We start from the raw sequence: 21,392 nt of genomic DNA on the forward strand, positions 1-21,392 counted from the left end.
CATCGGCCGAGATCAGGGCTGGAGGCGCGACGGGTCAGCCGTCGGACCCATCCGGTTGGCGCTGGTGCTTGTGCGGCTGGTTGTCATGGCTGTCTCGGCGCAGCGGAGACAGCCATGACAACCAGCCGGAGACACAGAACGAGGACGAGTGGGGGTGGTCAGGCGGCCGGGGCCATGTTCTCGGGGCTCTCGGGGTAGAGGGTGCCGAGTTCGACGAAGACGGCGGCGTTGAAGCGGAACGCCAGCTGCGCCTCGTCGATCAGGGTGGTGGCCTGGTCGTCGGAAAGGTTCAGGGCGTCGAGGCGTTCGCGGTAGGCGATCTTGTACGTACGGGCGTCGGGGATCTGCTCGAAACGGTAGAAGCTCGTGCCGGCGTCGCCGAGGCCGTAGAGCTTGGCGAGGGTACGCCCGATCATCTGGCCGCCGCTGAGGTCGCCCAGGTAGCGGACGTAGTGGTGGGCGATGAAGTGAGCCGGTGAGGTGGCGGCGAGATCGCGGAGACGGTCGGCGTAAGCACGGGTGGAGTCCAGGACGGTGACGGTCGACTCCCACTCCGGGCCGTAGAGGTGAGCCAGGTCGGCTTCCAAGGACGGGACGCGGGCCAGAGCCGGATCCGCGAACGCGGCGACAAGCGTGGGAGTGAAACCGGAGGCCGGACCGACGGCAGGCACGGAACCGGCAGCCGAATCCGCGGCAGGCACGAGACCGACGGCAGGACCAGCGACAGATGCCGAAACGGAGTGAGCGGCGGTGGCGGCTTCGAGTTCGCGGTAGATGGTCAGGTACTGGGCGGTGAGGGCGGCGAAACCGGCCATCGGCACGTCGCCGGCCATCAGGCGGGAGATGAAGCTGCGGGTTTCGGCCTCGCGGTGCTCGACCATGGTGGCCCGGCGAAGGCGGGTGGAGAAGTCGGTCATGTCGGCTCGTCCTTCCTGAGCATCGAGGCTGGGGGGGTCAGCCGGGGCGGTCCCGGTTCCGGCCGGTTCGAGAACGGGCCGGTGCGGTGGGACGTCACCGGATGGCGACACGACGTCGATGTCGGTCTGATCATGCTCATCGGGGAGGGGTCCGGTCCAGAGCTGGCGAGCTGGATTTCCGCGCCCGACAAGCGATCTTGCGGCGGCGAGACGAGCGGACGAGACAAGCGGACGAAACGAGCGGACGACGCGAACAGACAAGACGGACGAACAAGACGAGCGGAAGGCGAACAAACGCGACGAGCGGATGCGACGGACGGGCAAGACGAACGGGATACGACGAAGGGATGTGACGGACTGCTGAGTACAACACTGCCACGGCTAGTACTGCATTCGTCACCGTGAGCTGCATCGATCTTGGAAGGTAGGACCGTGGCTGGATTGACGCTCCCTACGATGGGACGGAGCCGGCCGGGGATCGTTGCGGAATTCCCGGCCGGTCCCCTGAAGCCCGCGCCGGCTCGATGAGGTGCACGCCGAGGGCCTCGCAGCAGCGGCGGGCGCAGGCGATCCGGGCCGGGTCGTCGCGGCCGGCGGTCACCACGACCCGGTCCGGGTGGACGATCAGCCAGCCGGGATGGTGGCCGCCGAGCGGGGTGGGGATGGCGAAGTCGGCGGGCAGTTTCGCGTAGGCCAGGACGTCGTCACGACAATCCAGTTCCCGGGCGAACGTGTCGTCGCCGGTCACGCGGTCGTAGATGTGTTTGACCAGCGGCGGCCCGTCCTGACATCGCGGGCCCTCCACGGGGAAGATCTCCCGACAACCCGGAATGACACGATAAACAACGCCTGCAGCGATAAGTCGGGACTTCTCGTGGTTCACCGTTTTCGCCACCTCACCGATGAACCGATCCGGGTCGTTGGGATAGAGAGCGAACGTCGCCGGGTCAAGTCCCACCAGGATGGCATTGGCGGTCCGACGGGTGAGTCCGGTCCGCACGGCGATCTCCCGTACCAAATCAAGGGAAATATCGGATTTTAGGTGGTAGAGCTGTCGACGCTCGCCGGCCTGCACAACGACCTGGAGCGGCGCCACCACCAACCGGCCATCAAGCGCCGCCACACACCTCCGGATCAACCTCGACGAGTCGAAGCCGACCTGAAAGACCGCCGAGCGCCCCACCAACGCCAGCGCGTCCTGAAAAGCCGGAAGCCGGAAGTTCCCGTTCAGGGTCACCCGCCGCAGCCGTCGGCCGTCAGCGACGGAACCGATCGGTCCTTCCTTCTGCAACCCGGTGACGAACGACGTGTACGACTCATCGGTCACCACCGTCAGCTCGTTCCCCCGGGTGATCCGTTCCCCTCGCTGGTCCACCGCGAGCCGCAGGCCCCGCCCCACCTCCTGCCGCCGGGACACGACGTTGTCGCTGCTCTTGAGCATGCCGATGACGAAGACGTTCGGGTTGTCCCAGCCTTCCCGCAGTGCCGAGTGGGAGAAGACGAACCGGACCGGCTCGTCGAGCGAGAGCAGCCGTTCCCGATCGCGCAGGATCAGGTCGTACGCGTCCACGTCGGAGGCGTTGCCGTCGACCATGCGGCCGGTACGCCTGTCGATCGCGAAGTACCCCTGGTGGGTCCGCTCGACGGGGATGCCGTCCAGGTACCGCCGGTACGGGCCGTCGGGTTCGGCAGCGGTCAGCGCGCGGTACTCCTCGGTGAAGATCCGGGCGTACTCCCCGAGCAGATCGGGCCGGGCATAGTCCCGGTACCGGACCACCTGGTCGATGAAGAGCAGCGACAGCACCTTGACGCCACGTCCGGCGAGTTCGCGCTCCTTGTCCAGGTGGGCGCGGATCACCTCGCGGATCTGGATGCGCCGTTTCGCCGGCCCGGCCACGCCCTCGACGCCGACGACGAAGATCCTTTTGACGAGCTTTCCCTGGTACGCCGCCCGCCCGTCCAGCCGGTGCACCAGATCGTGGCGTACCCGGTGGGTCGCCGAGTACCGCAGCACCATCAGCGGATCGAACCGGCTCAGCGATTCGAGGGCCCGGGCCGCGCCGATCCGCTGCGGCTCGTCGACGACGACGATCGGGCGGGCGGCCCGGATCACGTCGATCGGGCGGCGTGACTGGAAGCCGTCCAGTTCCTCGTAGATGCGGCGGTTCTCCCGGGTGGCGGAGTTGAACGCCTGCAGGTTGATCACCATGACCTGGATGCCGGCGCCGGAGCGGAACCGTTCCAGTTCGTGCAGGGCGGTGGAGTCGTAGGTGAAGTGGCGCGCGCGGGTCCCGTACGTCTGCCGGAAGTGCTCGGCAGTTATCTCGAAAGCCGTCCGCACCCCTTCCCGGACCGCCACCCCCGGAACCACGACGATGAACCGTGACCAGCCGTAACGCCGGTTCAACTCCATGATCGTCTTGATGTAGACGTACGTCTTCCCGGTGCCCGTCTCCATCTCGACGTCCAGGTTCGGGGCGTTCGGGGCGGCGACGCTGCCGGCCGGGGCGGCGGACCGCGGCAGCCCGGCCCGGTCCTGCACGGCCTGTACGTTGGCCAGCAGGTGTGCCCGGCTCAGCCGGATCGGGGCGTTGCGGGTGCCGGGATCACAGCGGGGCTGGCCGGCGAAGCAGTCCACCACCGCGGCGACCGCTTCGGTCTGGAACTCCTGCACCGTGAACTGGAGCCGCACCGCTCACACGACTCTCACGTCGGTGCCCGGGGACAGCTCGGCGAAGATCTGGTCGGCGTTGATCCGGTCGGCGTCGGTGGCGAAGCCCGCGTCCCGGAAGACCGCGTACCGTGGCCGGCGGCCGGCGACGGCCCGGATCACGGCGGGGTCGATCGGCTCGTCGAAGCAGGCGATCAGGTCGCCGGCGCCGACGGTGACGATCCCGCCGGCTGCGGTGAGCGGCGAACCGGGGTCGAGGCCGCAGGTCAGCAGCACCTCGAACAGCAGGTCCGCACCGCTCCGGCCGGGTTTGACGGGATCCGCCACGAGCCCGGCCTGGGCCTGGTCGCTCGCCCGGACCCGGGTCTCCACCACATTGGACGAGTCCCACGTCAAGACCCGGAATCCGTCGGAGGCGCCGCTCTCGGCGATCACGTTCCGGATCCGGGTCAGCCCGATCTCGAAGATCGAGGCGAGCCCCCTCTCGGCGACCGGCAGCGGGGCGGGGATCTGCACGCTGATGAACCGCCGGTTGCCGCCGTCCGCCAGGTTCTGCGCGATGACGGCGTGCGCGGTGGTCGCGCTGCCGCCGAAGAAGTCCAGCACGATGTCGCCGTCGCCGGGACGGCCGGCCAGCTGCAGGATGCGCTGGACCAGTTCGACCGGTTTGACGGAGTTGAGGACGTTGGCGGTGTGCTCGAACGGCACGTACCGCAGCAGGGTCCGCTTCGCGTCCTGGGTGTGGCCGACCTCCGCGTACGGCCACAGCGTCTGCGGGGTCCGCCCGGCCGCCACCTCGGAGAGGAACCGTTTCACCGCCGGCGCGTTGTCGCCGTCGGCGCCCCACCAGATCCGGGCGTCCGCGTCCAGCTCGTCGAACCGCTGCCGGGAGATCCGCCAGTAGCTGCCACGCGGCGGCCCGTCGATGACCCGCCCGGACGGTGTGGTGATCGGGTAGACGCCGGCGTCGTACCGGTTGCGGGCCGACATGTTCTCGGCCTTCCACGGGCCGCGCGGGTCGTTGTCGGGGTTGCGGTACCGCGCTTCCATCGCCGCGGTCCGGGCCAGCGGGAGCGGCCGCCAGCGGTCCCGGTTCCGGGCGAAGACGACGATGTAGTCGTGGTCCTCGGAGAACCACCGGGCGGAGTTCTTCGGCGCGTACACCTTCTGCCAGATGATCTGGGCGACGAAGTTCTGTTCGCCGAAGATCTCCGCGCCGATCTTCCGCAGGTTGTCGACCTCGTGATCGTCGATCGAGACGAAGATGACCCCGTCCTCGGTGAGCAGGTCACGGGCCAGGGCCAGCCGCGGGTACATCATGCTCAGCCAGTTGGAGTGGAACCGCCCGCCGGACTCCGGATTGGCGACCAGCGGCACCCGGTTCGCGGTCACCTGACCGGATTCGGTCAGATAGTCGGCCCGCGTCTGCGAGAAGTCGTCGTCGTAGAGGAAGTCGTTGCCGGTGTTGTACGGCGGGTCGATGTAGATCACTTTGATCCGCCCGAGGAACGGCTCCCGCAGCAGCCGCAGCACGTCGAGGTTGTCCCCCTCGATGAACAGGTGCCGCGCGCCGTCGAAGTCCAGCGACCGCTCCGGCTGCGGCCGCAACGTCCCGGCCGCCGGCTCCCGCGCCGCCCGCTGCGCACGGCGCTTGCCCGGCCAGTCCAGCTGGTAACGCTCCGGCGCGCCGGTCACGGCGGATTCACCGAGGCGCTGTCTGAGCAGGTCGAAGTCGATCGCGCGGGTCAGATTGCCGGCCGCGTCGGTCACCTCGGTGACCACCATGGGGAACAGGTCGGCGATCCGGTCGACGTCGCTCATCGCCGGGTCCGGGTAGCGCGTCAGCTTCTCCACGGCCGTCACATCCTCCTGCGAAACAGCACCCTACCTGACAAAACCCCCTTTCCTAACCACGAAAGACCTTAAAAACCATTTTCTGTACGGGCCACGAAGACGAACCGTGACAGTCCGGGGCACGGCGGGTCCCGGCGCGAGACCGCAGCGCGGGCTGCGGGTCATGCGACGGCATCGGCGACAGCCAGGTTCTGCCGCCGCGTCCGCTTGCGGGTCGCACCGCCGCACCACTAGGGCCGGCACGTCCCGACTGTGCTGCCGGGCGTTCAGGTAGGCGGAGATGCGGCCGCCCGCAACAGCCCGTCGAGACGGGTGTCGCCGTCACCCATGACGTCTTCCCAGGCCGGCGCCCGTCCGCGGAGACGCCGGGGGTTACGGGTGGGAGCTACGCAGCGCCGTACCGGCCCGGATCAGCGCGCCGATCGCGTAGCCGAGCAGCAGCACCGCGATGCCCGCCCCGGTCACCGTGGCCGGGCGCACCGACGAGGAGACCAGGCCGGCGATCAGGCCGGCCAGCGCGGCCAGGCAGACCAGAACCGCCAGCACCCGCAGCGCCGGGTCCCGCAGCACCGGCGCCAGCGGCCAGAAGTGCGCCCCGACGACCGCGCCGACGAACACCGGAATGTACTTGGAGTGACCACTCACCGCCAGCAGCACCGCACCGAACCCGGCCGCAGCCAGCTCACCCGCGAAGATCACCAGGTATTTCCGGTCGGCCTGCAGGTCCCGCTTCAACGGCCCGTCCACCCGCGACCGGAACACCAGGGCGCCACCGGCGCCCGCCGTGAGAAGGGCTGCCACACTCCCGGCCACCAGCACTGTTCCGAGCGGCGGCTCACTCGGCGGCACACTGAACCAGATCGTCGCGAAGATCCCGAGGTAGAGAGCAGTCAACCCCGCCCGCCGCAGCGCATCCACTGTCACCGATCGTTCCTCTCCCGCGCCCCCGTAGCGACCGTCGAGCGACAGCCCAGCGAATACTACGAATCGTGACGGCGCCCGGATGCCCCACGGCGGCATCGCGTCTCCTACCCGACAGTTCACGGCTTTGTCCGGCTGGTTCTCCTGGCTGTCTCCGGGCGCTCGAGACAGCCATGAGAACCAGCCGGACAGGGACGCTGACCTCGTCGAAGCCGGACCGCAGGTACTCGGGGACGCACGTCCAGCACCGCCTGACAGCCCGGGCGGATCGCGGCCGGGACAGCGGCCGGGTAGTCCTTGCCGAGCGGGTAGTCGGGATTGTTCACTCGCGGGGCTGTGGGGTGAGACGGCGCCACAACCAGGACGGGAACACGCTCAGGCCGGAGCCGAAGGCGCTCTGCAGGAACAGGTCGGTGCCGATGCCGACGCTCGCCGGGGCATGCCGGAGAACGTGCAGCATGTGTTTCGCGGCGCCGCGGCCGCCGGTCAGCTTGAGTGCGACGCCGAGGGCGAGTTCGGCGCGCAGCGTGTTCGGGTGGGTGTCGCCGAGGACGGTGCGGAACCCGTACAGGGCGTCGGCGAAGTGGTCCCGGGCCTCCTCGTTGCGGCGGTGGCGGGCGGCGGCGAACCCGAGCAGCAGCTCGGTGCGGAAACGGGTGGGATGTTCCCGGGGGAACCGGTCGAGCACGTCGTCGCGTACCGCGAGAAGGGTTTTCTCCTGGCGCTCCGCCTCGGCGTGGACCACCGCGAGGGTGAGGGTCAGACGGTGCCGCCTGCCGTGCGCCGCGGCGTACCGGTCGCGCAATCGCAGCAGGTCACCGGCCAGGTCGTCCGGTTCGGCGGGGGCCGCGGTGAACCGGGCGTCGGCGAGCAGGCCGATCGCCGCGACGGCGGTGGCATGGTCGGTGCGGTGCCGGGCGATGTACTCGGCGACCACCCGGGCGGCCCGGCGCCGCGCCTCCGGCTGCGCGTCCAGGTCGAGTTCGGTGCGGGCCAGCTCCAGCTGCGCCTCCTGCGCCTGGTCGAACACCGCCGAGCCGGTGCCGAGCCGGTCGATCAGCCCGATCAGCCCGGCGCGGGCCTCGTCGAGGCGGCCCCGCAACCGCCGCGCCCGGAAGAAGGCGACGTCGGCCGCGCCGAGCAGCGTCCACAGTGCGTCGGCGCGGGTGGTGTCGCCGACCTCCTCCAGGCACTCGACCAGCAACTGCCGGGCCTCGTGCCGGGTGTCCGGGTCGGTGGCCAGCGGCACCGCACGGTCGGCGTGGTCCCGGGCCTCCTCCGGTTCGCCGCAGGCGCGCATCACCCGGGCGGCGGCGATCAGCACGCCCGGGTCGTCGAAGTGGTGTTCGGCCAGCTCCCGGTGGTGCGGCAGGACCAGCACCGCCTCGCCGGCCGGCCGGTGATGGGCGATGACCCGCCGGTGCAGCCGCTCGACGACGGCGCCCGGCAGGTCGGGCCGCCCGGCGAGCCGGGTCGCGTGCCGGGCCACCAGGAACGACTCGACCGGCACCGACCACGGGTGGTCGAGCACCGCGTCGGCGAACTGCCGGGCCAGCGCGGTCCAGTCCACCGGCGGCAGGTGCTGCCGGGCGATGTCGCGGACCAGCGGGTGCACCTGGCAGGCGCCGCCGGACGAGGTGGCGAGCCGTTCCCGGGTGAGCTCGGCGACCGCCTGCTCGGCGGCGGGACCGCCGAGGAACAGGCGGATCAGTCCGGCCGGCAGCGCCGCGGGCGAGCTGAGCGCCGACACCCGCAGCAGGCGGCGGGCCGCGTCGCCGAGCCGGTCGAGACGGTCGGTCAGGCCGGTGAGGTCGCCGCCCGTCGGCCGGGAGGCCCGGGACGGTCCCACCTCCACCGTGGGCACCGGCAGGCCGGGGGTGCTCCGCCCGCTGATCAGCACGGTGCGCAGGCGTTTCCCGGCCTCGGGCACCGAGATCCGGTCGATCACCTCCGGGGTCAGCTCGCCCGGGACGTCGTCGACGACGAGCAGCGCCGGCTCCGCTCCGGCGGCGACCCGCTCGGCGAACACGGCGACGGCGTCGGCGTCCGGTGGGCTGCCGGTGCCGGCCCGCAGCGCGGCGGCGAAGGTGGCGGCCATCTCGTCCGGGTCGGCGCTGCTGCCGGCCAGGCTCACCCCGAGGGCTTCGCCCGGGAAGCTTGCGGCGTACGCGGCCGCCAGCGCCGTCCTGCCACTCCCCGGCGGGCCGGCCAGCACACACGTGCCGGGTTCCCCGGTGAGCGCGGCGTGCAGTGCCTCCAGCTCCCGGCGGCGCGACCGGTCAATCGTCTCGTCCAGCCCGCGCGTCTCGTTCAGCACGCGCAGGAAGATACCGGGCGTTCCGGATCGGTTCCGATGACGCGCCAAGGTTCGGCCGAACTGCCGCCGGACGGTTACCTGAACGGCGTATGACCAGGTGGCGACGGTGATCTAGCGTGCACGCCATGACTGCCCGACGGATCAGTTCCCGCCGCGTCGCATTGACGGCCTCGTTCCTGGCCCTGGCGGCGGGCGGCGCGGCGGCCTGCGACAGCCCGGCGCAGGACGAGTCGACGTGGACCGGCCCGACCGTCGTCGCCGAGGAACCGGCTCCCGTCGTGACGGAGGAGATCACCGAGGAACCGGTCGTGGAGGAGACCACGCCCGACCCGGACGAGCTGTTCTACTGCGCGGATGCCGACGGTCTCGTCGTCGACGAGGAACTCTGCGACGACGACGAGATCGGCGGCTACTACATCTGGCACTCGTCGACCTATCCGCGCAACGCCCCGGTCGGCACGCGGTTGAAGGGCGGCGGTTTCTTCCCGGCGGGCGACGCGGCGAGTCGTTCGGCGTTCGCACTGCCGGAGACCGGCCGGGTGGGCAACGGCAGCACCATCAAGACGAATGTGGTGGGACGCGGCACCAGCGGCACCACCTCGTCCGGCGGCTAAGCGACCGCCGGATTCCTTCCGGGGCAACGCGGGATCGTCACCGCCGTACGATTTGACCTCAATTCGGGTTGAGGTTCTACGGTCTCCTCCGACGGCCCGGCGAAGGACGAGGAAGAACCAGTGTTCAGCGAGATCGACATGGCGGTCGCGGCGCGGTTCAAAGCCGCCTTCCGGCGTTACCCGACCGGCGTCGCCGTGATCGCCGCCGCCGGGCCGGACGGGCCGGTCGGCCTGACCGCGTCCAGTGTCGCGTCGGTGTCGGCGGATCCGCCGGCCCTGTCCTTCTCGGTGATCGGCTCCCGCTCGGCGCGTGCGGTGCTCGCCGCGCCCGGCCTCACCGTCAACATGCTCGGCCCGGCGCACATGTCCCTGGCCGGCGACTTCGCCCGCTCGGACGGCCCGCGGTTCACCCCCGAGCAGGGCTGGGCGACGCTCCCGACCGGCGAGCCGGTCCTGCCCGGGGCGGTGGCGAGCCTGCGGTGCGCGCCGCTGCACCAGGTCCCGGTCGGCGAGTCGACGGTGGTCGTCGCGGCGGTCCTGGAGGTGTTCCTCGGCCCGGCCGCCGGCCGCCTGGTCCACCACGATCGGCGGTTTCACGCGCACGAGGATTGAACCGGTCCGTCCCGGCCCACGTGAAGGGGTATATGGGCCGGAAAGATGACCATCACCCGGTCCATCGAGACATTTGCCGGACTGTGCAATCATGCGGGGTCGTTGTTTCGACGGTTGGGGAGATGGGTTGGCCAGATCCGCGAAGCGCCGCGCACCGCTCTGGGCGCGGCTGTGTGCCGTTTTCGGTGTCGTCATCGTCTTCGTCAGCGGCGGCACACTGGTCGCCGGTCAGACTCTGATCGCGAAATACACCGGTGGGCTGACCAGCACCAGCCTGCTCGACTCCGGTGACGGGTCCGCCAACGCGGCGCCCAAGGACATCAAGGGCCCCTTGACGATCCTGCTGGCCGGCATCGACCCGCGGGACACCACGACCCCGCCGCTCTCCGACTCGATCGTGATCGCGCACATTCCGGCCGACATGAGCACCGCCTACCTGTTCTCCATGCCCCGCGACCTGTACGTGGAGATTCCCGCGGACAAGGTCTCGGGCTACGGCGGCGGCCGCACGAAGATCAACGCCGCGATGGCGTTCGGTAGCCAGGTCAACGGCAAGATCGACGTGGAGAACGGGTTCAAGCTGCTCTCCAAGACGGTACGCAACTACACCGGGATCGAGAAGTTCGACGCCGCCGCGATCATCAACTTCGGCGGCTTCAAGAAGATCGTCGAGGCTCTCGGCGGCGTCTCCATGGTCATCGACATGGACGTCAAGTCGGAGCACCTGACCCCGGAGGGCAAGCAGCGCCCGCGCAGCGCGGAGTGCCCGGTCACCAACAAGTCCAGCCGGTGCGAACACCCGTACACCGGGCCGCAGGCGTACTACAAGAAGAGCACCAAGCCGGTGCGGCTGAAGCCGTGGCAGGCGCTCGACTATGTCCGGCAGCGCTACAGCTTCAAGGGCGGGCCGACCATGACCGACTACGACCGCCAGCGCCACCAGCAGCAGTTCATCAAGGCCATGGCCAAGGAGGCGATGAGCAAGAACGTCGTCACCGACCTGAACAAGATGACGAAGATCCTGGACGCGGCCGGTGAGTCACTGACCTTCGACGGCGCCGGCCACGACCCGTTCGAGTGGGCGGTGGCGCTCAAGAACCTGAACGTCGACGACATGACGACGATCAAGCTCAAGGGCGGCGGCAAGTACGTCAACGGTCCCGGCTCGAAGTACCTGGGCGAGGAGTTCACCGAGCCCGAGGTCGCCGAGGCGTTCTTCAAGGCCGTCAAGGAGGACCGGATCACCTCGTTCCTCATCGACCACCCGACCCTGGTCAACAAGGACAGCTAACCCATCGTGTGTGTATTTCGGGCGCGCATGGCGGCCGAAATACACACGCGGGTTCAGCGGGCGCCGGCCAGGCCGCGGATCAGGTCGACCGTCCGGGTCAGATGCGGCTCGGACCGGTCGGCCCGGTGTGCCAGCGCCAGGTCGACGGTCACGGCCGGGCGGATCAGGGGCCGGTAGACGACGCCGTCGAGGGCGAGCGCCGTCACCGGCTCCGGGACCACTGCCACTCCGAGTCCCCCGGCGACCAGCGTGATCAGTGTGGACGTCTCGCCGACCTGGTGCCGGATCCGCGGGTCCAGGCCGGCGTCCCGGAACAGGCCGAGGACCACGTCGTGCATCACCGAGCGGCGGTCGGCGGAGTGCACGATCAGCGGGGTCTGCCGCAGGTCGGCGACGCGCACCTGCCGGCGCCGCGCGAGCGGGTGCCCGGCGGGCAGCGCCACCACGAGCCGGTCCCGGCGCAGCGGGGTGACGGTCAGCGCCGGGTCGGCGACCGGCGGGCGCAGCAGCGCCAGGTCGATCTCGCCGGAGCGCAGCGCCTCGACCTGGTCGGGCACGAGCATCTCGCCGCGGAACGAGAAGTCGACGCCGGGCAGCTCGACGGCCAGGTGCCGGGAGAGTGACGGGAGCAGGCTGTACGTCACCGAGCCGACGCAGCCGACGGCCAGGTGCCCGACCGCCCCGGCGGCGACCCGGCGGACCTCGTGCCCGGCGCTCTCGACGTCGGCCAGGATGGTCCGGGCCCGTTGCACGAGGTGACAGCCGGCGGCGGTGAGCTCGACCCGGCGGGTGGTGCGGTGCAGCAGCGCGACGCCGAGGTCGGTCTCCAGCCGGCGGATCGCCTGGGACAGCGGCGGCTGGGCCATGTGCAGGCGCGCCGCCGCCCGCCCGAAGTGCAGCTCCTCAGCGACGACGAGGAAGTACCTCAGCTGGCGCAGCTCCACAGGATTAAGACCTCGTAGCTCTCGATCACGCCGGACATTGATACTTAAGCGTATCAACTCGACCACCTAGCGTTACCGGCATGAGAGCCTTCGTCTACGCCGCGACCCGCACTCCCTTCGGCCGGTTCAACGGCGCCCTCGCCGGGGTGCGGCCGGACGATCTGGCCGCCCACGTGATCCGGTCGGTGCTCGCGGGCACCGACCCCGCGGTCGTCGACGAGGTGGTCTGGGGCAACGCGAACGGCGCCGGCGAGGACAACCGCAACGTCGGCCGGATGGCGGCGCTGCTGGCCGGTCTGCCCACGTCGGTGCCGGCCACCACGGTGAACCGGCTGTGCGGATCCGGTCTGGACGCCGCGATGATCGGCTCGCGCACGATCGAGACCGGCGACGCCGACGTGGTGCTGGCCGGCGGGGTCGAGTCGATGACCCGGGCGCCCTGGGTGCTGCCGAAACCGGCGAAGGGCTTCCCCGCCGGCGACCTGACGGCGGTGTCGACGACGCTGGGCTGGCGGCTGGTCAACCCGCTGATGCCGGCGGAGTGGACAGTCTCGCTCGGCGACTGCAACGAGCAATTGCGGGAGCGGTACGGCGTGACCCGCGCCCGCCAGGACGCGTTCGCGGCCCGCTCGCACCGGCTCGCCGCCCAGGCCTGGAACGACGGCTTCTACGCCGACCTGGTCACCCCGGTCGAGGACCTGAGCACCGACGAGGGCGTCCGCCCCGACTCCACCCCGGAGAAACTGGCCGCCCTCAAGCCGAGTTTCCGCCCGGACGGCACGATCACCGCCGGCAACGCCTCCCCGTTGAGCGACGGCGCCTCCGCGGTACTGCTGGGCTCGTCCGCCGCGGCGTCGGCCCTGAAGACCGAGCCGCTCGCCGCGATCGTCGGCCGGGGCGCGTTCGCGCTGGATCCGCAGCACTTCGGCATCGCACCGGTGGAGGCCGCGAACCGGGCCCTGAAGCGGGCCGGAATCGGCTGGGACCAGGTCGGCGCGGTGGAACTCAACGAGGCCTTCGCGGTCCAGTCGCTGGTCTGCGTGGACGCGTGGGGCATCGACCCGGAGATCGTGAACACCCGGGGCGGCGCCATCGCCCTCGGTCACCCGCTCGGCGCGAGCGGCGGCCGCATCCTCGGCACCCTGGCCAAGGTGCTGCGGGAACGCAACGAGCGGTTCGGTGTGGCGGCGATCTGCATCGGTGTGGGCCAGGGTCTCGCCGTGGTCCTGGAGAACCTGCGGACCGGCCGGTAAAGAACCCTTGCCGGTCAAGGCATAGAACGCTACCGTTACGACGCGTTGGGCCCCTCACTCTCCCAGCGCGTCGTCGCGGGAGGATTCACAGACATGGCCCGGTGGTCTCGGTCGAGGCTGCGCGCTCTGAGCATCGGCATATCCACAGTGGTCGGCGGCTCGCTGATCGCTCTTCCGGCCGCTGCGCAAGCGGTCACCCCACCGCTGACCGGCGCTGTCACCCCGCCGGCCGCCACGGATGAACTCACCGTGACCACCGAGGGCGACAAGAAGTCGGCGTTCCAGTTCACCAGCGCCGCAGGCGACCGGAAGGCGGCGATCGGCTTCGTCTCCACCGGCGGCGCGGTCCAGGCGCGTGAGCTGGGCGCGACCAGAGGGGCGGCCACCACGGCGAAGACCGGCGTGCCCTCGGCCACGAAGGCCGCGGCCCCGGCTGCCGCCGCGACGTACCCGACCACGATCCGGCTCGCCTCGGAGAACTGGACGGCCTGGAACAGCCTGATCAACGTGTGGAACCGGGACACCTGGACGTACGTTCCGGTCACGAACCCGGGCAACACGCTGAGCGTGACGGCGAACCTGCCGCCCGGCAACTACTTCGTCACCTCGATCTACGGCATCTACAACGTCAACAGCTACCTGCTGACCGCTTCGTTCACGGTGACGAACAAGGCGCAGACCGTCGTGCTGGCCGAGTCGTCGGCCAAGGAGGTGGCGCTCAAGGTCGACGACGCCACCGCGGCGCAGGACGCCAGCGCGGTCTGGGTGTCGCTGCCGAACGGCGACTTCGTCGGTTTCGCCGGCGGTTACAAGGTCCGGTCGTACGTGACGACGGCCTCCCTGGCCGGCACGACGCTGCGCACCCACGAGATCCTGACGAAGCGGGGTTCGACAGCGCTCAACCCCACCCCGTACCGGTACGACCTGACGCAGAGCTGGGCGCACCCGTTCCCGGCATCCCCGATCACCACGGTGAAGACCGCGTCGCTGGCGAAGACCACGACCACGGTCCGGGCGCAGGGCGTCAACACTTCCGGCATGTACCAGTCGGTGCCGATGCTCGGCGACTCGAGCGGCGCCTACCTGGCGACCACGATGCGTTTCCCGGCCACCTTCACCGAGTACGTGACGCCCGGCGCGACCGTCGCACGGATCGCCGACACCGGCACACACCAGCTCGACCTCGGCAGCCGCGAACTGCCGGCCGGCACCTCTCCGGCGACCACGGCGGGTCTCGCCCCGTTCGCGCCCACCCCGTCGTACAACTCGGCCTCCCGGCAGGGCAACCGGGTGCAGTTCGCGGAGAACACCCCCTACGGCGACGCCAACGGCAGCAAGGGCTACGACCGCGGCGCTGCGGTGTCGATGAAGCTCAGCTCGGGCAACACGGTGATCAAGGAGTCGGCCACCGGCGTTCTGGTGGCGGACCTTCCGGCGTCCGCCCAGACGTACCGCCTGGAGCAGACCGTCACCCGCAAGGTGGCCTCGTCCCAGCTCTCGACGAAGATCCACAGCGACTGGACCGTCGCCACCGGCACCGTCCCCGTGCGCAGCACGATCCCGCTGATGGACCTCGGTCTCGCGGTGTCCGGACTCGACGCGCGCAACCGTGCCGGATCGGCCCCGGTGGACCTGACGGTGATCCCGTCGACCCGGGCGACCGGCGCGACGAGCACGGTGCGAAGCGTCGAGTGGTCTGCCGACGACGGCGCCACCTGGACCGATCTGCCGTTCACCGCGTCCGGGGCGGGCGTCACGGCGCCCCTGTCGGTGCCGGCAGGCGCGGCGTTCGTGTCGCTGCGGCTGTCCGCCACCAACGACGAGGGCGGCAAGCTGACCCGCACGGTGCTGCGCGCCATCGCCGGCCCGGCGACCGCCGGTGACCAGACCGTCGGCGACGTGAAGATCTCCAACGTAAAGATCAACAATGGTCAGGGCCTGAATCTGAGCGTGTCCGGCACGACCACGTTCAACGCCTCGTTCACCGCCACCGCGCCCTCCGGCATCCAGAGCGGCGGCCTGTACCTCTACCACGGCGCCTACAACACGCCGGACGGTGTGCTGATCCCCAGCACCACCTGCACGCCGGTGAACGCGACCACCGCGAACTGCCTGGCCGAGTGGTACGTCTACGACATCCGGCACGAGATCTCCAGCAACGCCCTGGCCGGCAACTGGCAGGCCGCGGTGTGGGCGACCGCCAAGGACGGCAGCTTCACGGACCGGCACAACGCGGCCACCGTGCCGTTCCGGCGCCTGACCTGGCTCACCGCCACCGACGCCCTCCCGGAGCCGGTGAAGAAGGGCCAGAACGTGTGGGTCGGCGGCGCCTCGCTGATCCGGGCCGACTGGAGCACCGGCACCTGGCAGCCGTACGCGAGCCGCCCGACGGTGCTGCAGTTCTGGCCGAGCGGTCCCGGCGGCAAGTGGACCAACGTGAAGACGGTCTGGACGAACGCCCAGGGCCGCCCGTCGACCACCGTGAAGGCGACGGTGAGCGGCTCGTACCGCTACATCTTCTACACCGACCCGACCTCCAACTGGGCGGTGAGCGCGCAGGACTACGTCATCGTGCGCTGACGTAACACCGCGAGGGCGGGGTCCGGCATTGCCGGGCCCCGCCCTTCTTCATGATCACGTTCTGTGCACAGGGCAGGGGACAGACGGTGGATAAGTTGTGGACAGGCTGGGGACGGAGGGGGTTCGGGTCGGGGCTGTGGAAAAGGGCCCTGGTTATCCCCTGGGTCATCCACATGCCGGCCACAGGGTGAAATCGCTTTGACCAGCGGATACGCGGGTTTTCCACAGTTTGCACAGGGCCTACTATTACGACGTTTATCTCTCTTCCAGAGAAAAAAGAAGTTATAGCTCTGTGGACCCTAACCAACAGGGTCACCGATCGCTCCGAAAAAGCAACCGGCCCGATCGTCAATCACGGAACGTGTTCACCGAAGCGAGAAACGGGAACGCCCGCCTCCCACGGAAAGTGCGGGCGACGGGCGTACCGTAAAGGGGGTTGTCAGTTGATCGTGGGCTCACCGGGGATGTTGAAGAGCGGCTTCCACGGGTCGTCCGCGTCGATCGGGAACTGCGTCGACGGGGCCTCGCCCTTCGTCGTCCACTTGGCCTCGTAGGGCAGGCCCCAGAACAGGATCCGCTGACCCCGCACATAGACCGTGTCCGCCCGCCACACCTTGGTGACGTTGGTGACCACCGGAACCGGCCGGGGCGCCTTCTCCACCGGGCTGACCGGGCCGATCACCGACCATGCGCTCTGTGTGCCGGCCGCCGGCGCCGCCGACGGGTCCAGTCCCGAGTTCGCCCACTTGGCCTCGTAGACGACACCGCGCCAGACCACCTTGTAACCGGTGACGTACATCGCGGTGAGACGCCAGATCGGGTACGGGCTGGTCTTCGGGTCGTCGACGACCGCCGCCTGGTCCGGGATCTCCACCGCGTCGTGGCTGTCGCCGGCCACGTCCTGACCGGGCAGCCCGGCGAAGACCTTGGAGAAGGCGAGGGGCTCCTGGTCGACGCCGCTGCACGTGTTGGAGTGCACGACGACGTTCTCGAAGGTGCCGCGGCAGGGCGCGTCCCGGTTGATGGACCACATGGAGACCCGGCCCAGGCCGTTGCCGATCGCGAAGTCGGCGAGGCCCTTGGCGTCGTCGACGGTGAAGCGTTCCGCGTCGATGTCGTTCTGGCCGATCATCGGGGTGGCCCCGATCAGTGACCACACCTGCGGCGACGTGAGCTTGCGGCCGAGCTGCAGGTACAGGTCGGTCATCTGCTTGTGGGTGCCGTTGAGCGCGCTGGTGGCCAGCGCCAGCATGTCCGGGTTCCGGTCGCCGTTGTTGTAGTCCATCGTCATCACGTTGACGCCGCGCAGGTCGACGCCGCCGTCGAGCATGCCGCGGACGACAGCGACGCCGTCGGTGGTGAGGCCGTTCGGCGTCACCGGCAGGGTCAGCCACACGGCGAGGGCCTTGCCGGCCGCCTTGCGCTCCTTCTGGACCGTGGCGACCGCCGCGACGCGGCGCTGCAGCGACGCCTGGTCGGCGACGGCGGTGCCTTCGATGTCCAGGTCGAGGGTCTTCACGTCGTAGCGTTCGATCAGCTGCCGGTACGCGGCGGTCAGCCGGGCGGGGTCGGTGCAGGCGACGGCGAGTTCGGAGTTGCTGAGCCCGCCGAGGCTGAGCGTGATGTCGCCACCGGCCTGCCGCAGCTGCTCGATGCGCCGGTCCAGCTCGAGGGCGGAGGCCGCCTCGTCGAGCGTGTACGCGGCCCCCCAGCTCGGGGTGCACGGGCTCTTGGGGTGGGCGACGACGAAGCCGAGGGCGACGTCGTTGGCCGGGTTCGCGGTGGGGTCCTGGAACTGGAACGTCGGCGTCAGCGTGACATCGACGTACGGCACCGCCCACGACTTCGCGGTCGGGCCGGACGTGTTCTGCAGGTGCCGTACCCCGAAGGTGCCGCCGGCCCCGGCCAGGCCCAGCACGAGCATCAGAACGCCGAGCCGTGTCCAGGACAGGCGGCTGCGGGGCTGCTCCGGTTCCTGCCAGTTCGGGTCGGCGAGCGGGTCGTACTCCGGCCGCACGGCTACGGGTGTGGCGCGGTCCGTCATGAAAGCCCTTTCGCATATTCGCAAGTCGCCACACGCTGGCGTATCCCGGCGACTTTCGCGATCGGGCGAATGGGGGACGCCCACCAGGACGTGGGCACCATTTCTCCAATCTGGAATCCGGAGCGCCAGATCGGGATCTTGCAAAGACAATTCCGCCGGGCACCGCCATTCGGTGTCACCGTAATTCGCACCGAAGGGCCCGAAAACGCATGCCACGCAACTCGGCGGACCAGCGCAAGCGGGACGCTCAGCGCCAATGGGGCGCCGACCGGAGGACGCAACCTCATCCGATCGTGCCGCCCCCGGTCTCCGAAGGCAGGATCACCCGCGGACGCCTCGCGATCGTGGTGACGATCACGGTTTGGGCCTGTTACATCACATACACGATCATTCAGCAGTTCATCGCGGGTGAGGCGTACACCGTCCGGCTCGCGATCGAGGCGATCGTGTACATGCTCGTCGTCACCGGACTGGCCGCGTCCGCGGTCGCCTACCTGATCACGCGCATCGGTTACTTCTACCGCGCGCGCGGCCACCAGCGGGCCCCGCGGATCATGCTCGACGAGTTCATCGGCGGGAAGACGCCGTCCCTTACGGTTCTGGTCCCGTCATATCAGGAAGACGAGCGGACCAACCGCACCACGCTGCTGTCGGCGGCCCTCCAGGAGTACCCCGGCCTGCGGGTGACCCTGCTGCTCGACGACCCGCGGACGCCGAAGACCCGAGCCGCGCGCGACATGCTGCTGGCCGCCCGCGCGCTGCCCGGCAAGATCGACGCTGAGCTGAAGGTCCCGTTCAACCGGGTCACCGGCGCGTACGCGGAGTTCGACGAGCAGGTCCGGCGCCGCGGCGGTCACCTGGTCGTGCTGGAGGACATGCGCCGGCTCGCCGCCGAGTACCGATACGCCTCGGACTGGCTGTACGACCTCGGCGCCCGCCAGGAGATGGTCGACCACACCGACACGTTCTTCGTCGAGCACCTGCTGCAGCCGCTCGCCGTGGACCTCGGCCAGATCGCCGGCGCGCTCAACTCCGGCGCCGACGAGCAGGTCACCCTGCCGATCGCGCGGATGAACCAGCTCTACCGGCGGCTGCTGGCGATCTTCGACGTGACGATCACCAGCTTCGAGCGCAAGAAGTACGTGTCGCTGTCGCACGAGCCGAACAAGGCGATGAACCTCAACAGCTACATCGGGCTGATGGGCGGGGCGTACCAGGAGGTCAGCACGCCGCTGGGCACCGCGCTGGTGACGGCCGGCCCGAACCGCGCGGACCTGGTCATCCCGAACCCGGATTACGTGCTCACCCTGGACGCGGACAGCGTGCTGCTGCCCGAGTACGCGCTGCGCCTGGTGCACCTGCTGGAACAGGGCGCGTACGCCCAGCACGCGGTGGTGCAGACGCCGTACAGCGCGTACCCCGGCTCGGCGACCCGGATCGAGCGCATCTCCGGCGCCACCACCGACATCCAGTACATCGTCCACCAGGGCATGACCCATTACGGGGCGACGTTCTGGGTGGGCGCGAACGCGGTGCTGCGCAAGAAGGCCCTGGACGAGATCGTCGAGGTCTCGTACGAGGGCGACTGGGAGATCAAACGGTACATTCAGGACCGTACGGTCATCGAGGACACCGAGTCGACGATCGACCTCGGCGTCCGCGGCTGGCTCTTGCACAACTACCCGGAGCGGCTCGCGTACAGCGCGACCCCGCCGGACTTCGGCTCGCTCTGCATCCAGCGTCAGCGCTGGGCCAACGGCGGCCTGCTGATCCTGTCCCGGCTCAAGGACCAGTTCCGCGCGAAGTCGAAACGCGAGGACAAGAACCGCTTCGGTGAGTACTTCCTGCGGGTCAACTACATGGCGTCCATCTTCTGGAGCTCCGTGTGCCTGGTCGTCATGCTGGCGTACCCGTTCAACAACAAGCTGCTCAACCCGATCCTGCTGCTGATCTCGGTGCCGTACTTCTTCATGATGGCGGCCGACCTGAAGCACCTCGGGTACAAGCGGTCGGACATGCTGCGCATCTACGGCTTCAACCTGATCCTGTTGCCGGTCAACCTCTCCGGCAGCATCGCCTCACTGCTGCAGTTGCTGACGGGCGAGAAGAGCGCGTTCAAACGTACGCCCAAGGTCAGTGACCGCACGACCGCAGCCACCAGCTACCTCCTGCTGCCGCTCGCCCTGATCGTGCTCTGCGTCTACACGGTGTGGGTCGACATCCAGCACCAGCTGTGGAACAACATGGTCTTCGCCGTGCTGAACCTGACCCTCTCGCTGTACGCGATGATCGCGTTCGTCGGACCGGTCAACACCGTCGTCGACCTGTTCACCCACCTGCGCGGCTGGCTGATCCGCCCGGTCACGCCGAAGAAGCCGCGCCGGAAGACCAAGAAGGCAGCCGCCGCCGAGCCCGCCACCAAGGCGGTCGGCGACTGGGCGCAGGTGCTGCACTACCGGCACGAGCACGGCGCGACCGCCGGGCAGGTCACCGTGCGGCTGCAGCGCACCGACTCCGGCGACTGGAAGTCCGACAGGTCCACGTCGTCGTCCAGCCGGGCGCACCTGTTCGAGGAGTTCAGCTTCTTCACGGTGTTCCAGCCGATCTACAACATGGTCAAGGGCCACGTCGTCGGGTACGAGGCGCTGACCCGCTTCGCCGACGGCAGCAACCCGCGGGAGGCCCTGGAGGCGGCCGCCCAGCGGGGCGTGCACGTCGCCCTGGACGCGGCGCTGGTCCAGGCCGCCATCGCGTCGTCGGCGTCCCTGCCGAACGGCACCTGGCTGTCGCTGAACGTCTCGGCCGACCTGCTCAGCCGCACCCACGAGCTGACCCCGCTGCTGGCCGGCTCGCGGCGGCCGCTGGTGCTGGAGATCGGCAGCGCGGCGCCGGCCGGGCTGGGCCAGATCGGCAGCGAGGTCCGGATCGCGGTGAGCGACCTGGGCGCCGGGTACGAGACGCTCGCGCGGATCGAGTCGGTGCGCCCGTCGTTCCTCAAGCTGGGCCGGGACACCCTGCAGGGCCTGGAGAACGAGACGGCCCGGCAGGCGGCGATCCGGGCGCTGGTCGAGTTCGCCGAGCAGCACGGGTGCACGGTGATCGCCGAAGGCATCGAGACGGCGGCGCAACGCGACGCGCTGGTGGCCTGCGGCGTCCCCTTCGGACAGGGCTTCTACCTGGGCAAACCTGTTCCGGTGGAACGCGTCCTGGCCGGTGTCGGCGGCTGGTGACCGCTCTCTGACCACAGTGGCCGCCCCGGACCCCCGGGGCGGTCACTGTGATGACGGTCACATTCGATCTTGGGCAACCGATCCGGCATCCCGGAACACAACCTGTCGTCCCCAAACCGCAGCGCCTGTCCCCCGGCGCGCGAG

Annotated in this window: 13 protein-coding genes; 6 read left to right on the forward strand and 7 right to left on the reverse strand. The window is 69.7% G+C overall.

The genetic code is table 11. From position 1 onward, the window contains the following. Positions 1-158: 158 nt before the first annotated feature. The 5 genes from ACZ3II_RS04620 to ACZ3II_RS04640 form a co-directional block, all read right to left on the reverse strand. Positions 159-917: a biliverdin-producing heme oxygenase gene (locus ACZ3II_RS04620; protein ID WP_465516213.1), complete on the reverse strand. Its 759-nt coding sequence runs from the start codon at positions 915-917 to the stop codon at positions 159-161. Positions 918-1,368: 451 nt separating this feature from the next. Further along, positions 1,369-3,609, reverse strand: coding sequence for a DEAD/DEAH box helicase family protein (locus ACZ3II_RS04625; RefSeq protein ID WP_465516214.1), 2,241 nt, complete (start codon positions 3,607-3,609; stop codon positions 1,369-1,371). Between the two features lie 3 nt (positions 3,610-3,612). Further along, positions 3,613-5,442: a site-specific DNA-methyltransferase gene (locus tag ACZ3II_RS04630; protein WP_465516215.1), complete on the reverse strand. Its 1,830-nt coding sequence runs from the start codon at positions 5,440-5,442 to the stop codon at positions 3,613-3,615. 372 nt (positions 5,443-5,814) lie between these two features. After that, a complete protein-coding gene (locus tag ACZ3II_RS04635) occupies positions 5,815-6,366 on the reverse strand; it encodes a hypothetical protein (RefSeq protein WP_465516216.1) in 552 nt (183 codons plus the stop codon). Positions 6,367-6,685: 319 nt separating this feature from the next. Further along, positions 6,686-8,680: a hypothetical protein gene (locus ACZ3II_RS04640; RefSeq protein ID WP_465516217.1), complete on the reverse strand. Its 1,995-nt coding sequence runs from the start codon at positions 8,678-8,680 to the stop codon at positions 6,686-6,688. 125 nt (positions 8,681-8,805) lie between these two features. Between ACZ3II_RS04640 and ACZ3II_RS04645 the strand changes: the two genes are divergently transcribed. From ACZ3II_RS04645 to ACZ3II_RS04655, 3 genes are all read left to right on the forward strand, one after another. Next, positions 8,806-9,294: a hypothetical protein gene (locus ACZ3II_RS04645; RefSeq protein WP_465516218.1), complete on the forward strand. Its 489-nt coding sequence runs from the start codon at positions 8,806-8,808 to the stop codon at positions 9,292-9,294. Positions 9,295-9,414: 120 nt separating this feature from the next. Continuing rightward, positions 9,415-9,906 (forward strand): flavin reductase family protein, encoded by a 492-nt coding sequence (locus tag ACZ3II_RS04650; protein WP_465516219.1) that lies wholly within the window; start codon positions 9,415-9,417, stop codon positions 9,904-9,906. 127 nt (positions 9,907-10,033) lie between these two features. Next, a complete protein-coding gene (locus tag ACZ3II_RS04655) occupies positions 10,034-11,197 on the forward strand; it encodes an LCP family protein (RefSeq protein WP_465516220.1) in 1,164 nt (387 codons plus the stop codon). A gap of 53 nt (positions 11,198-11,250) precedes the next feature. Here the strand turns inward: ACZ3II_RS04655 and ACZ3II_RS04660 are convergent, their stop codons facing one another. Beyond that, positions 11,251-12,141 (reverse strand): LysR substrate-binding domain-containing protein, encoded by an 891-nt coding sequence (locus tag ACZ3II_RS04660; RefSeq protein ID WP_465516221.1) that lies wholly within the window; start codon positions 12,139-12,141, stop codon positions 11,251-11,253. A gap of 80 nt (positions 12,142-12,221) precedes the next feature. Here ACZ3II_RS04660 and ACZ3II_RS04665 point away from each other — a divergent pair, with 80 nt between their 5' ends. Together ACZ3II_RS04665 and ACZ3II_RS04670 are read left to right on the forward strand one after the other, a co-directional pair. Beyond that, entirely contained in the window at positions 12,222-13,394 is a 1,173-nt protein-coding gene (locus tag ACZ3II_RS04665; protein ID WP_465516222.1) for a thiolase family protein, read from the forward strand. 93 nt (positions 13,395-13,487) lie between these two features. Then, positions 13,488-15,974, forward strand: coding sequence for a hypothetical protein (locus ACZ3II_RS04670; protein ID WP_465516223.1), 2,487 nt, complete (start codon positions 13,488-13,490; stop codon positions 15,972-15,974). Between the two features lie 439 nt (positions 15,975-16,413). Here the strand turns inward: ACZ3II_RS04670 and ACZ3II_RS04675 are convergent, their stop codons facing one another. Then, positions 16,414-18,018, reverse strand: a complete 1,605-nt coding sequence (locus ACZ3II_RS04675; RefSeq protein ID WP_465516224.1) for a chitinase — start codon at positions 18,016-18,018, stop codon at positions 16,414-16,416. 347 nt (positions 18,019-18,365) lie between these two features. On the opposite strand from ACZ3II_RS04675, the gene ACZ3II_RS04680 reads away from it, so the two are divergent. After that, positions 18,366-21,248, forward strand: a complete 2,883-nt coding sequence (locus tag ACZ3II_RS04680; protein WP_465516225.1) for a glycosyltransferase family 2 protein — start codon at positions 18,366-18,368, stop codon at positions 21,246-21,248. Positions 21,249-21,392: the final 144 nt, after the last annotated feature.

Source organism: Actinoplanes sp. NPDC019969, assembly GCF_055562375.1.